Below are 13,703 nucleotides of genomic sequence, written 5' to 3'. Positions count from 1 at the left end.
ATAAAGGAACAGAGACTTGGAAAAGGAGGCGCTTCCAAGTCTCTCGAATTATTGACATAGCATTCCTGAGTATATGAAAGAATACATTATTTCGTCTGCACTTGTTGCGCCTTCTGAGCGGCTATCCGATGACCTTCGATATAACGTCTCGATTCTGCCATCTCATGCTCCTGAGCAGCTTCCATAATAATATGAACCCCCGGCTTGTACTGCTCCAGCAGTTCCATGTAGAGGGCATAGTTCATGTCACCATAACCTGGCGGCACCGTCTCAATTTCACCTGACGATGACAACCGCCGGTCTTTGGCATGCGCTGCGATAATCCGAGGGCCCAGCAGTTGGAAAGCTTCGCGGATGATCTCATCCTGCTGCGCCAGATTTTCCGTTTTCAGCAGATTACCCGGATCAATCACAACACCGATGTGTGAAGAAGGTACTTCCTCCAGAAAGGCAGCCAACTCTACGGCAGTTCCGACCAAGTGATCGTTTGCAGCTTCCAATCCTACGAATACGCCCCACTTCTCCGCTTCATCTGCTAATTCACGCACTACTTCCCTTACAACTCTCCAGTCACGTTCCGTATAGGCGGTACCATCCTCATTACGTCCGACTTCGGCTGCAACCATTGGTGCTCCTAACAGACCCGCATATCGGATCAGCTCTTTGAAGCGCTCTACATTTTCACGCAGCAATTCCTCATCCTGTATAAAAAAATGTAAATAGCACCCGAGCACCGATATGGATACACCATGCTTACGAAATTCTTCTGCGATAGACAGTGCCAATCCCGGATTGAACTTACCCGGTTTATTAAAATCCACATCACTGATCGCTCTCCACGGAGCCAGCTGAACATGAGTAAAGCCCGCTGCGCCTACCTTTGCAGCCAATTCACGATAAGGCAACTTGCCAAACAAATGTGCCAATACACCTACTGTCACTAAAAATCACCTCTTATTTTTATTGTTGTATGCTACTTGTTACCGTACTCTGCTCCAAGGTCTCATTGATGATGTGCGTAATCCGTTCCACTTCATCATGAATAAAAAAGTGTCCTCCCTCAAAGGTAAACATACGAAATTGCTGATCCGTATGGTGTGCCCATGCCTCCGCATCTTGTAAGGTCACCGTGTTATCGGTCATTCCCGTCAAAGCGGTGATAGGACAATGTAAAGGTGCGGCTTTAGCCATGTACCTATACAACTCGACAGCTTTGAAATCCGCTCTTAACACCGGCATAAAATAGTCGTATAATTCCCGATTGTCAAAAATCGCTTCCGAAAGCTGACCGTACCGCTGCAAATGCGTCCTGAACTGATCTGCGGGCAGATCGTGTAACCACGGGGAATTTCTTGGGACATGCGGTGCCCGTCCACCCGAAACGAACAGATGAGCAGGCTTGCCATATCCACCGTCCACCAGCTTGTAGTACAGCTCGAATGAGATCATCGTCCCCATACTGTGGCCGTATATGGCATAAGGATCGCCAGGGGCTATCTCTTCGCTGATCTTGTGCAACAGATCCTCGCTCATCTCCTCAATGCTTTCCTTTAGCGGTTCCCCAGAACGAATACCTCTGCCCGCTAATTCCAGTGGAACAAGCTTAATCTGCGGAAGCAGCAACTTTTTCCATTTGAAGCTGACCGACGCCGATCCGCCTGCATACGGGATGAAAAATAATGTGATAGGTGCCATTCTTGCAACCTCCTGCCTTGCTAAGTTCTAACTTTTTCATTTTAGCATAAAAAGGTATATTTACCCATTTCAAATATTTTGCAAATTCCAGAAGATAGGTTGAGAAAATCAAGCACATTTTATATAAGGCAGGAAATGTCTTTCTAAAGAAAGAACGGCTTTATGTTTGAATATAATCATGTGTTGGGTCTTTTATTTTTTCAAATCGAAAGGAGTTCTGCGCCATGAAGTACGGTTTTTTCGATGATGTCAATCAAGAATATGTCATCCACACCCCTCAAACCCCTTATCCCTGGATTAATTATTTAGGTAATGAACGATTTTTTGGACTAATCTCCAATACAAGTGGCGGCTATGCATTTTACCGGGATGCTCGCTTACGTCGCTTAACACGTTACCGGTACAACAATATTCCTGTCGATAACAGTGGTCGATATTTTTATATTTATGATGATGGGGATTATTGGACTCCAGGTTGGATGCCAGTCAAACGGGAGCTGGAGCAGTATGAATGCCGCCATGGACTTGGCTATACCTCAATTATGGGAGAACGCAGCGGTATTCGGGCCACCCAGCTGGCTTTTGTGCCCCTTTCCTTTGACGGCGAGGTCCATCAGGTTAAGCTTCAGAACACATCGTTACAAACCAAAAAGATCAAACTCTTTTCATTCGTGGAATTTTGTCTGTGGAACGCCTATGACGATATGACCAACTACCAGCGCAACTTGAACACGGGTGAGGTAGAAATACAAGATTCTGTCATTTATCACAAAACGGAATACCGTGAACGTCGCAATCACTATGCTTTTTTCTCTGCTAATCGTCCGCTAGCGGGTTATGATACAGACCGTGAAGCTTTTCTGGGGCTCTACAACGGATTAGATCAGCCTCAAACGGTCGCCGCTGGGCAAGCCTCGAACTCTATTGCCAGCGGATGGTCCCCTGTCGGATCACATTGCATTGAGGTAACGCTGGAGCCAGGCGAAGAAACAAGCTGTAACTTTATACTCGGTTATGTGGAAAATCCCGAGGAAGAAAAATGGGAGTCGCCCGGTGTTATTAATAAAAAACAAGCACATGCCATGATTAAGCAGTTTGCGGATGAAGCTGATGTAGAACGAGCGTTGAGTGAGCTGCGGACCTATTGGAATAATCTGCTGTCCAAGTATACCCTTCAAAGCCACGACGACAAGCTGAACCGAATGGTAAACATATGGAACCCTTATCAGTGTATGGTTACGTTCAATATGTCGCGTTCCGCCTCGTATTTTGAATCTGGTATCGGGCGTGGAATGGGCTTCCGGGATTCGAATCAGGACTTGCTCGGCTTCGTCCACCAAATACCGGAGCGGGCAAGAGAACGGATTATCGACATCGCCTCTACTCAATTTGAAAACGGCGGAGCTTATCATCAGTACCAACCGTTAACCAAAAAAGGAAATCACGAGGTTGGCGGTGGCTTTAACGACGATCCGTTGTGGCTTATTGTCGGTACCGCAGCGTACATCAAAGAAACGGGAGACTTTGGCATACTGGATGAACAAGTGCCCTTTGACGGAAATGTAGAGCGTACGGCTACGCTGTTTGAACATTTGAAGCGTTCTTTTTACCACGTTGTGGGTAATCTGGGCCCGCATGGTCTTCCACTCATTGGCCGGGCTGACTGGAACGACTGTCTGAATCTCAACTGTTTTTCTGCTACACCAGATGAGTCCTATCAGACAACTCAGAATCTGGAGGGTCGAATAGCCGAATCCGTGTTCATCGCCGGACTATTTGTATATACGGGACCGGATTTTATTGAGCTTTGCAAGCGCAGAGGACTGGATGAAGAAGCAGCAACCGCTCAGGCATATGTGGATCGTATGCGAACAGCCACATTGGAGCATGGTTTTGACGGGGAATGGTTCTTACGTGCTTATGACCATTATGGAGACAAAATAGGGAGCAAGGATTGTGAGGAAGGCCAAATTTTCATTGAACCTCAAGGCTTCTGTGTCATGGCAGGAATTGGCGTTGAAGAAGGTCTAGCTCAAAAAGCTCTCGATTCTACACGTGATCAGTTAGAAACTCCCTACGGCATTGTGCTGCAAAATCCACCGTATTCTCGCTATTACATCAATCTGGGCGAAATCTCATCTTACCCTCCCGGGTATAAGGAAAATGCCGGTATTTTCTGTCACAATAACCCTTGGATTATGATGGCGGAAGCCGTAATAGGACGTGGGGATCGCGCTTTCGAGCTATATAGCAAAATTGCCCCCGCCTATCTAGAGGACATTAGCGACATTCACCGCACTGAGCCGTATGTGTACGCTCAAATGATTGCGGGCAAAGATGCTGTTCGTGCAGGCGAAGCCAAAAATTCCTGGCTGACGGGTACAGCGGCATGGAACTTTATAGCTATTACTCAATCCATTCTCGGTATTCAGCCCGAATGGGATGGTCTGCGTATTGATCCGTGCATTCCTACAGCCTGGGACGAATTCACAGTCACCCGCGTCTTCCGCGGTGATACCTACGTGATTCATATCACGAATCCACAGCATGTCTCCAAGGGTGTAGTTACTGTTACCTTAGATGGCACCGTCCTTACGAATAATATTCTGCCGGTTGCAGGGGACGGGGCTATCCACCAAGTAAAAGTGTTGCTAGGCTAACAAGTTCATGGCCTTTAAAAAAATTAGCTTCAACTTCATCACATAGTATCTTATAATACGAGAATGGCTAAAGATACATTAAGTGTGGTGACATCATGAACAAGACAAAACGGCTTACTCAAACCATGGATTACAAAACAAAGCAAGCCCGCTGGGTACGCAAAATGTTATTACTGTATTGGATGATTATAGCTGTACATTTTATCGTCCAGCTGGGCAGTTACTTATTTCTTGATTACTCCGCTTCGCCTTATGAATTTTACGTCGGAACCCTTATTGTTCCCACGCTAATCATGAGTGGTTCCAACTTACTGGCAGAGTTGGCTCATTTTAAATTTAACAGGTATTCTTTTGTGATCCTGTTTATGGCAAGTACCGTCATTTGCTGGATGATTATTCGCCTAAACTATGATATCCGGATTATTACAGCGTTGTGCTTGTTGCCTATTTTCTCTTCTATCCTGTTCTTCAATCGCCGCTTAATATGGCTTTCCTTTGTATTACAAGTAGTCGTCTTTTTTCTGTTGCTGGCAGTGGATGCATCATTTCGTACCTATTTGTCAGACTTTGATATCGTGGCGATTCCAACCTTTTTGATTATGTCCACCTTTATTGCTCTCATTATTCAGGCCAGCGGCCGCGATTTGTTAGTGGATTTGTATAAAACAAAGCGCGCGCAACAGGAATTAATGATCAGTAACGCGATTATCAGCAAAATGTCAATGACTGATGGTTTGACAAAGCTGTACAATCATTTGTCCTTTCAAAACTTTTATGAAAAAGCACTCGAATATGCCGAACAAGGCGCGATCATCCATCTGGCGTTAGTGGATATTGATAATTTCAAGAAGATCAATGATACTTACGGACACCAGTTCGGAGATAAAATTTTGGAAGGCATCTCGCAAATCATTACAGAACAGATTACCGCAAATGACATTGCGGCTCGCTATGGCGGTGAGGAATTTGCTATTTTGATGTTCGAGCATACTTTCGAAGAAGCTTATCAGATCGTCGAAAACATCCGTCGTGAAGTGGAGAAAATGACCTTTCAGGAGAAATTGCAACTCGTTTCTGTAACCGTAAGCATTGGACTGAAAAGCTATACAGAGGAAATGAACAAAGATAAAGATGTATTTTTTCAGCAAGCAGATGACTATCTGTATCAAGCTAAGCGCTCCGGGAAAAACAAAATTGTTGCTCTTAATCATATCGCTTAATGTAAAAACACTTCATTTGATGAGACTCCGGCATGAGCTTGCCGGAGTCTTTTGAATATAGAACTTAAAATGTAATAGAGTTGACAATTCCATAAGTTGAAACTAAAATAGTTACATATGTATTGGTTATTTACTAACAATAAATAAGTTCGAAGGAGATGGTTTTTTAAATGTCAACCCTCGTTATTGTCGTTCACCCTGATCTTGCGGAATCTCGCATTAACAAAAGATGGGTGCAAGAACTCAAGAAACAATCCGGCGTGACCGTTCACAACCTGTATGAAGTATATCCTGGTGAGCAAATCAATGTCGCCCAGGAGCAGGAACTGCTAGAGCAGCATGACCGTATCGTTCTGCAATTCCCTTTTTACTGGTACAGCACTCCTTCCCTACTGAAAAAATGGCTGGATAAGGTTCTAACCTACGGCTGGGCTTATGGAAGCGAAGGTGGCAAGCTACAGGGCAAAGAGTTGTTGATCGCCTTGTCTGCTGCCAGCGTTGAGGAAAATTACCAACATGACGGACGGAACAGGTATACGATCGAAGAGCTGTTGAGACCTCTGGAAGCTACAGGCCATATGATTGGTGTCAAATTGCTCCCTTATTTCGTACAATATGGTGCTGCAGTTTTGACCGATGAGCAACTAGAGCAATCCGCACAAAAATACGCGCAAACGGTTATTTCTTAATTTTTTACTAGAAAGCCCCTTGGACGGCGCCTGCCATACCTGCTTTACAGCAGACGGCAGCTCCAGCCAAGGGGCTTTACTGTTCGATTTACATCGTAACCAACGTGCTGGTTACCTGGGCCATACTTTCTTTAATAATGTCGCAGCCCTTACGCAAGTTTTCCAAGCTTATCGTTAACGCTGGCATGATTTTAATTACCGTATCGTTACGCCCAGCACGTTCAATAATGAGTCCCCTACTAAAGCAGAGAGTCGCTACCTCCTTGGCGAACGCTTCTCCCAGATGGGATACATCAATTCCCCAGATTAGTCCCATGCCGCGAATTTCAATTAGAGGATCTATCGATTGGATATGTTCACGCAAGAACTGCTGAACAAAAGCCTCTTTTTCCTTCACTTGTGCTTCCAGCTCTACCGTATCTCTGAACTCCAGCGCAGCCTTTGCCCCGACAAAAGCAAGCTGATTTCCACGGAAGGTGCCGTTATGCTCACCTGGACTCCATATATCCAATTCTGGCTTGAGTAGCAACAGAGACATTGGCAAACCGTATCCACTGATCGATTTGGACAAAACAACCATATCAGGAACAATTCCCGCCCGCTCGAATGAGAAGAACGAACCAACTCGACCGCAACCGACTTGAATATCGTCAACAATGAGCAAAATATCATGGTCATCGCACAGCTGTCGCAAATCACGCAGCCATTCGGTATCTGCAATATGAATACCGCCTTCAGCCTGTACCGTTTCCAAAATGATCGCGGCAGGCTTTTCCACACCCGAGTGAGTGTCTGTTAAAAGCTGCTCCATATACAAAATGGTATCCATTCCGTTAAATGTGCTGTTATAAGGTATGAAGGTAACATTGTTCAGGGGGACCCCTGCGCTCTCTCGCATGGAGTTGTTGCTGGTAATAGATAAACTACCCAGCGACATTCCGTGGAACGCGCCCATAAAAGCGAAAATACCATTTCTGTTTTTCACCTTGCGTGCAAGTTTCAGTGCTGCTTCCACCGCATTGGTTCCGGTCGGTCCGCAAAATTGCAGCTTATAATTCAAGCCCTTGGGCTGGAGAATACGCTCTGAAAAAGACTCAATAAACTCTTGCTTAGCTGTCGTGTACATATCCAGACCATGCATAATCCGATCGGAACTTAAATAATCCAATATCCGGTTTTTCATAAAATCATTATTATGCCCATAGTTCAAAGCCCCTGCCCCAGCAAAAAAGTCAATATAACCCTTGCCTGCCTCCGTGTACAGTACATCGTTTTTAGCTTTGTTGAAAACAACTGGAAAACTTCTGCAATAGGATCTTACATTGGACTCCAGCGCTTCGAATGTGTTCATGATCTCTCGTCCTCCCGCTGACCTGATTTTAAAAAATACAAGCATGGAAAGCAAAAAAATGTAAATATGTAATCTAAATGAGTAGACAGTCTGAATTCACACTGGGATATCCACACCAAAGAATCATAAGTATGATCACAAGAACAATTAAAGTACGAAAATTAAATACAGAGATAGCACATGAGAGTATGTTAGTAGAAGATTAAATAGTGGGTTTTTCTAAGAGGCCTATCAGAGGATGTCAACTCCTATGTAATAAAATACCATAATTTTCATTTAAGTCAATGCATGTTTCTGATGTGTTTTGTTAAATTTTTGTAATTTATCATCAATGGCTTGTAGTATATTGTTAAAAGAAAACGAAAAATGTCGTATTATAGTAATAAATCTCAAAAATAGTACATTTCCATATCAAATAGATATACATCTGGACTAATTGTCCACAGGATTGTCACAACAAACCTGATCTTTTGACAGACTGTCCAAAGGAGTTTACTCTATCAACAGGACCTGCCAAAAACTTGTTGTAAACATTGCAGTTATCCTAACTATTTGGCTCGAATTTGATAGAAAGATAAGGAAATATGATCATGTCTAATGTTTTAATTATTGAAGATGACAATATGTTGGGAGAGACCCTTTCCTTGTATTTAACAGGAGAAGACTACAACGTTACTCGAGTGGAACAAGCGTCTGAGGGTATTGCCCGGCTTGAGATCGTACAGCCCGATATTATTTTGCTGGATCTGCTGCTTCCAGATTTGGATGGGGTAAATCCCTGCCCACTCATACGCAAGCATACGGACGTGCCCATCATCGTGATTTCTACAGAAAACAACATATCAGAGCGTATTCGTACACTTACGTTGGGAGCAGATGATTATATTTGCAAGCCTTTTAGTATGCAAGAGCTAAAAGCACGGATGGAGGCTCTTTTCCGTCGTATTGAAATCACGCGCTTGCAAGGAAGAGGCAGAGCACCTGAACCTGAAACCGGCATTACTTTGGATCTAGCGAGAAGAATGATTACCGTTAACGGACAGAATGTGGAGACAACATATTCAGAATTTGAGCTCATGAAGCTTTTTTATTTGAACCGGGGAATTGTATTCAGCAGGTATGCTTTGATTCAGGCTCTCCGTGGCACAGACTCCTTTATTAATGAAAGGGCTGTGGACGTACATATTAACCATTTACGCAGAAAAATCGAAAAAGACCCTAAGAAACCGCAATTAATCAAGACCATCTGGGGAATCGGCTACAAATTTATGCAATAACACGGTCAGCTCCAGGGAAGTGATGACTTGATTTGGTTAATATCCTTCTGAACCGTGCTCAGATGCTTTTTCCAGTCTGGATACAGTGCTCCTGTTGAGGTTTCATTGCTGCGCTTCAATGCCTTTTCCAGCTCTATTACCTTTGCCAGCAACTCAGGCGCGCACAGGTTCCCCGTTCCTCCCTTAAGTGAGTGGATTAATCGAAGAGCAGAAGATAACTGCCCATTGTCCATTTTTCTCACAACTCTTTTATCGAGATACTGGTATTCCTGTATCCATTTATAAAGGGCAAATTGAAAAATATACACCTTGCCATCCATGCCTGCTATCGACTGCTCAGCGTGAATACCATGTAAATCTTGCAGCCACGCTAAATTAATCCAGCTAGTTAATACTCTAGCAGCGGTCAGTTCATGGACAGGCTTGAACAACACGGCATTAATACCAGCACGAAGACAAACTTCCTGTTCATGCTGCACAGCATCAGCGGTAAAAGCGATAATGGGAAGCCTGTTAAAAGCTTTGTTTCTCCGAATATGCCTCGCCGTCTCAAAACCATCCATCTCTGGCATATGCAAATCAAGCAGCACCATATCCCAGTAACGCAGTTCCAGTAACGCTATTAGTTCTCTTCCGTTCGTGACCATCGTTACCTCAAAGTTACGCTCTGCTAAAAACTCGGTAATCACCACCTGGTTAATTTCGTTATCCTCTGCTATGAGAATTTGATACTTCTGTGTTGTATCCCCTATCTCATTGTGGGAACTCATCGTCGCATGAGTCTCCAGAGTATTACCATCTGCTGGCACTGACTGTTCCTTCTTCCAGCAGAGAACCTCCAGCAGAGCGTTTCGGGTAACGGGCTTGGACAAAAAGGCATCCACACTATGATTCATGTCCCCTGCAGCTATTGTTTCCATCTGAAACACGGTTGTAAGTCCAATAATCTGAGTTATCTGCCTATCCAGCATTTGAAGCCACTGCCTCCGGGAGTCCAGTTCTCTCAAACCTTCCATCCCCATATCGATGATAACATAATCAAAATGCTCACCCTTTTGAAAAGCGTCCACACTTTCTTGGAAGGATGAATTAGTGAATGTTTTTAATCCCAAGTCTTGCAGTAGTTCGTTCAAGCTGTATCTCACCAGTTCATGCTGCGCAACAATTAAGGCTTTGCCTTTGATTTGTTTTTCTATTCGTGTGCTTCCTGCATTCAATTCCCCAGTTTCCAGCTCGACATTAAAGTAAAATTGACTGTACTCTCCTAATCGACTTTTCACCTCTACTTTCCCGCCCATAGCTTCAGCCAAATGCTTGCTAATGGCCAAACCCAGCCCAGAGCCCCCATATCTGCGGCTGGTTGATGTACTCGCCTGGATAAAAGGGACGAATAGCTTGTCTATACACGTCTCGGAAATTCCTATGCCCGTATCTTCTACCATAAAAGAAACGCCTACTCGCCCTTCCTGCTGACTTAGCATTTTTACCTGTAACAATACATGTCCCTGATCCGTAAACTTGATGGCATTGGTCAGAAGATTTGAAAGCACCTGCTCCATTCGAAGAGGGTCTCCCTTAAAGCTTTTCGGTAACGCCGGGTCCGTTATAAATACGACCTCTATTTCCTTATCCTCAAGTAAAGTTCCAACGGTATCTGCGAGATGCCGAAGCATTTTTTCCGGCTCGAATTCTACCTTTTCCAGTTCCAGACTGCCGGCTTCCATTTTGGAAAAGTCCAATACGTTACTGAGCATGGATGAAAGGGTACGAGAGGAAGCGAGAAGCTTGTGGAGGTAATCTCTTTGAACGGCAGTCAGTTCAGTCTTATTTAACAGCTTTGACAGACCGATGATTCCATTCAGCGGGGTGCGAATTTCGTGACTCATATGAGCCAAAAAAGTGCTTTTCGCACGGTTAGCCTCGTCCATCTCCTTTCGCTTCTGCTCAGAGGCTTTATACTCTGTAATATCCAACACGTGACCGATAACATGCCTGGTATTCCCGTCCTCCCTAACCGGATGTAAGGTAATGAGAGCCGAATATTCCCAAAACTCCAATTCAAATACGGTCCGATCACCGAACCAGGCCTGTTTGTAGTATTGACTTAGCTGCTCCATCGTTTCAGAGGAAAGCTCCAAAATGTCCCCGAGACGCTTCACATGCTCCCTTTTATTGTAGTTGACTTGTAGATTCAGACCCACTCGCTCCAGCAATTCACCTTCAAGCAGCCTATAATAAAATTCATCACCACTTTTCTCCAGCCTAAAGGTAAAGCCAGGTTGAACCCGAAGTAAATTCAGCAGATCACGATCTTTGTCTAACAAACGTTGTCCATATGAATACTTAGCGGTGGTTAAAGCGTGCACAAACAGCGTCATGAACATTAGACCCATCCCCAGCTCCAGCACGCAGGTCAGCAGTGTTTTATCACTTATGCCAAAATATAAGAACAGAATTCCTGCCACTCCATAAAAAACACCTGTAATCGCCTGACGAACAAGCTGCCGCTGAAAAATCAAAACTAACAATAATATCAAGATAGCATATAGCACTAAATCTCGAACCAAGTGTTCGCCCCCTTATAATCTTCCATGTTTTGTGAGATATCGAAAATATAAAAAAACTCAGGACAGATTCCTTATGCCATAAGGCTTAAAGAACTGTCCCGAGCATTCATTGTACTATACATTCCATAGGGTTCAAGTTCATTTTAATATTTGAAACGACTGATCATTACCTTCAAATCAGCAGCCATGGTTGAAAGCAACTGTGCAGAAGCTGATATTTCCTCCATGGAAGCCAGTTGCTCTTGTGAGGAGGCAGCAACTTCCTCAGATGTGGCGGCATTACCGGTTGCAATCGTCGCCAGCTCGTTGGCTGTCGCTGCAATTTCTTGTACACTGGCTGATATTTGCTCTGCAATCGCAGCGACCTCCTCTACCTGAGGCGTTGTCTCTCGAATGCCTTCCATCGCATGACCTAGCTTGACAATGGTTGCTTTGGAAATCTGCAGTCCATCCTGCACCTCAGTCGTGACCCTGTCCATCGTCTTCACTGTTGTTTCGGTTTCATGCTGAATTTCGGCAATCAAGGTGGCAATCTGTGTGGCGGATGTCTGAGACTGCTCTGCCAGCTTACGCACCTCATCAGCAACGACGGCAAAGCCTTTTCCATGATCACCCGCTCTGGCTGCCTCAATAGCTGCATTCAATGCCAGCAGGTTTGTCTGATTGGAGATATCACCGATAACCTTCGTAATTTCACCGATTTCATGAGAGCGGGCTTGCAAGGTTTGAATCATCTGGTTGGAACGCTCTACTGATTGATGAATGGAATTCATTTGCTCGCCTGTCTGCTCAACAGACTTTCGTCCTTCCTCGGCTTGCAAGGCAGATCGTTTGGCCAAATCAGCTACCAAAATCGATCGTTCAGCAATTTGGGTGATCCCTTGTGCAATTTCATCCAGGGCCACCGAATTATTTTCCAGCCCTGTAGTCTGCTTCTCTGCACCACTGGCAATTTCTTGCACAGCCTGGGACACCTGCTCACTTGCAGCACTGGTTTGTTCCGCGCTTATTGTGAGTTCATTCGAAGAAATTGCGACATGATCTGCACTGTTCCCTACGTTCTGAATGACAGATCGCAGGTTATTCTGCATATTTTGAAAAGCCACTCCTAATTCTCCGATCTCGTCCTCGCTCTTTACTTGAATGTCCTGTGTTAGATCTCCGGCGCTCACATTTACCGCTTGTTCTTTTAACTTTAAAATCGGTTTGATGATGGAACGAATCAGGAAATAAACAATGATAATACCAATCACAAGACAACCGACGATGGTTAGTAAAGTGCTGATCAAAATCGGTCCTGCTGCTTCATCGACTTCAGACAAATACAGCGTTCCGCCTATCTTCCAGCCAGTCAGCTTGTTAGTCGCATAGTTCATATATTTGGGCTGGCCTTCATACTCATACTCGTATTCACCAGTATCGCTCTGAAACATGCGTGATTCAATATCTGTAATTTTGGTGCCTGCTTCCTTCGTCGGATGTACAATGTAGGTATGGTTGCTGTCCAGCAATATGGCATAACCTTCATGACCTACTTTAATATTGTTCAACGTCTCTTTAATACCACTAATTTTCAGGTCAATGCCAATAACACCCGATCCATCTGACGTTGCCCGGGACACCGTAACCGTCATTTGCTTCGAGCTTGCCGAAAGATAGGGAGAACTAATCGCTGTCTTTGCTTGCTCTTTTATCGCTTCATCGTACCAAGGTCTGACCCGTGGATCATAATTGTCCGGTAATTGCTTCTGTGGATAGGTTATAAATTTACCATCCTTCGTACCATAAGAGATGGATTCTGCTTCAGGATGAAGTGCAGCATATTGTTTGAAAAATTCTTCCAGTTTGGCCGCTTGTTCCTCCGTCTCTACCCGATTGCCTTTTAGTCTTTCTGCAAAATATTCTGCGTCATGTACCTTGGGTTCGATAGTACTATCAATAATAAAATTAGTGCGGATGATAGCCTGCTCGGCACTTTCTTCAATCTGGTTTCGAATCTGCTGACTGGCGCTCACAAACGACAAAGCCCCCACGATCATGGACGGTAAAATCAGAAAGGCAATAAAGGCGACCATTAGCTTCGTTTTAAAATTTTTGCTGAGCATCCTTGCGACTAGCCACTTTTTTCCCGATAACTTCTTCATTAATAAACATCTCCATTTCATTACCTAGATTTCCTAACCTATGGTGAACCTCTTCGTCTTGCCGATGATGACAATCACCCGACAGACTCTCTTTCACATT

9 protein-coding genes are annotated in these 13,703 nt (G+C 44.3%); 4 read left to right on the top strand and 5 right to left on the bottom strand.

What is annotated here, in order from left to right; translation table 11 throughout:
- Nucleotides 1–86: 86 nt before the first annotated feature.
- Complete coding sequence (locus tag ACUUJN_RS12330) at nucleotides 87–941, bottom strand: sugar phosphate isomerase/epimerase family protein (protein ID WP_484669676.1); 855 nt, start codon at nucleotides 939–941, stop codon at nucleotides 87–89.
- A 19-nt stretch (nucleotides 942–960) separates the two neighbouring features.
- Nucleotides 961–1,695, bottom strand: a complete 735-nt coding sequence (locus tag ACUUJN_RS12325) for a thioesterase II family protein (RefSeq protein ID WP_071558772.1) — start codon at nucleotides 1,693–1,695, stop codon at nucleotides 961–963.
- Nucleotides 1,696–1,919: 224 nt separating this feature from the next.
- On the opposite strand from ACUUJN_RS12325, the gene ACUUJN_RS12320 reads away from it, so the two are divergent.
- The 3 genes from ACUUJN_RS12320 (at nucleotide 1,920) to ACUUJN_RS12310 (ending at nucleotide 6,264) form a co-directional block, all read left to right on the top strand.
- Nucleotides 1,920–4,355 (top strand): glycoside hydrolase family 94 protein, encoded by a 2,436-nt coding sequence (locus tag ACUUJN_RS12320; RefSeq protein WP_484669675.1) that lies wholly within the window; start codon nucleotides 1,920–1,922, stop codon nucleotides 4,353–4,355.
- Between the two features lie 95 nt (nucleotides 4,356–4,450).
- Nucleotides 4,451–5,575, top strand: a complete 1,125-nt coding sequence (locus ACUUJN_RS12315) for a GGDEF domain-containing protein (protein WP_053325405.1) — start codon at nucleotides 4,451–4,453, stop codon at nucleotides 5,573–5,575.
- Between the two features lie 170 nt (nucleotides 5,576–5,745).
- Nucleotides 5,746–6,264: an NAD(P)H-dependent oxidoreductase gene (locus ACUUJN_RS12310; RefSeq protein WP_484669674.1), complete on the top strand. Its 519-nt coding sequence runs from the start codon at nucleotides 5,746–5,748 to the stop codon at nucleotides 6,262–6,264.
- 88 nt (nucleotides 6,265–6,352) lie between these two features.
- Here the strand turns inward: ACUUJN_RS12310 and ectB are convergent, their stop codons facing one another.
- The gene (gene ectB, locus ACUUJN_RS12305; protein ID WP_023988535.1) at nucleotides 6,353–7,615 is read right to left on the bottom strand and encodes a diaminobutyrate--2-oxoglutarate transaminase; all 1,263 of its coding nucleotides are present in this window, start codon (nucleotides 7,613–7,615) and stop codon (nucleotides 6,353–6,355) included.
- A gap of 590 nt (nucleotides 7,616–8,205) precedes the next feature.
- On the opposite strand from ectB, the gene ACUUJN_RS12300 reads away from it, so the two are divergent.
- Nucleotides 8,206–8,892 carry a response regulator transcription factor gene (locus tag ACUUJN_RS12300; RefSeq protein WP_023988534.1) on the top strand — a complete coding sequence of 229 codons (687 nt, stop codon included), beginning with the start codon at nucleotides 8,206–8,208 and terminating at the stop codon, nucleotides 8,890–8,892.
- Between the two features lie 5 nt (nucleotides 8,893–8,897).
- Here the strand turns inward: ACUUJN_RS12300 and ACUUJN_RS12295 are convergent, their stop codons facing one another.
- Together ACUUJN_RS12295 and ACUUJN_RS12290 are read right to left on the bottom strand one after the other, a co-directional pair.
- Complete coding sequence (locus ACUUJN_RS12295; RefSeq protein WP_028541335.1) at nucleotides 8,898–11,459, bottom strand: hybrid sensor histidine kinase/response regulator; 2,562 nt, start codon at nucleotides 11,457–11,459, stop codon at nucleotides 8,898–8,900.
- Nucleotides 11,460–11,602: 143 nt separating this feature from the next.
- On the bottom strand, nucleotides 11,603–13,603 hold the full coding sequence (locus ACUUJN_RS12290) for a methyl-accepting chemotaxis protein (RefSeq protein ID WP_023988532.1): 2,001 nt from the start codon (nucleotides 13,601–13,603) through the stop codon (nucleotides 11,603–11,605).
- Nucleotides 13,604–13,703 lie beyond the last annotated feature (100 nt).

It is taken from the genome of Paenibacillus sp. LRG-1 (genome assembly GCF_057220305.1).
Note: the sequence above shows the minus strand (reverse complement) of the source record. Positions and strands in the feature narration are given on the sequence as shown.

What these genes read in the sequence shown, in the direction of transcription:
- ACUUJN_RS12300 (WP_023988534.1), top strand. Translation starts at nt 8,206, where the DNA reads ATGTCTAATGTTTTAATTATTGAAGATGACAATATGTTGGGAGAGACC.
- ACUUJN_RS12290 (WP_023988532.1), bottom strand. Translation starts at nt 13,603, where the DNA reads ATGAAGAAGTTATCGGGAAAAAAGTGGCTAGTCGCAAGGATGCTCAGC.
- ACUUJN_RS12325 (WP_071558772.1), bottom strand. Translation starts at nt 1,695, where the DNA reads ATGGCACCTATCACATTATTTTTCATCCCGTATGCAGGCGGATCGGCG.
- ACUUJN_RS12315 (WP_053325405.1), top strand. Translation starts at nt 4,451, where the DNA reads ATGAACAAGACAAAACGGCTTACTCAAACCATGGATTACAAAACAAAG.
- ACUUJN_RS12320 (WP_484669675.1), top strand. Translation starts at nt 1,920, where the DNA reads ATGAAGTACGGTTTTTTCGATGATGTCAATCAAGAATATGTCATCCAC.
- ectB (WP_023988535.1), bottom strand. Translation starts at nt 7,615, where the DNA reads ATGAACACATTCGAAGCGCTGGAGTCCAATGTAAGATCCTATTGCAGA.
- ACUUJN_RS12310 (WP_484669674.1), top strand. Translation starts at nt 5,746, where the DNA reads ATGTCAACCCTCGTTATTGTCGTTCACCCTGATCTTGCGGAATCTCGC.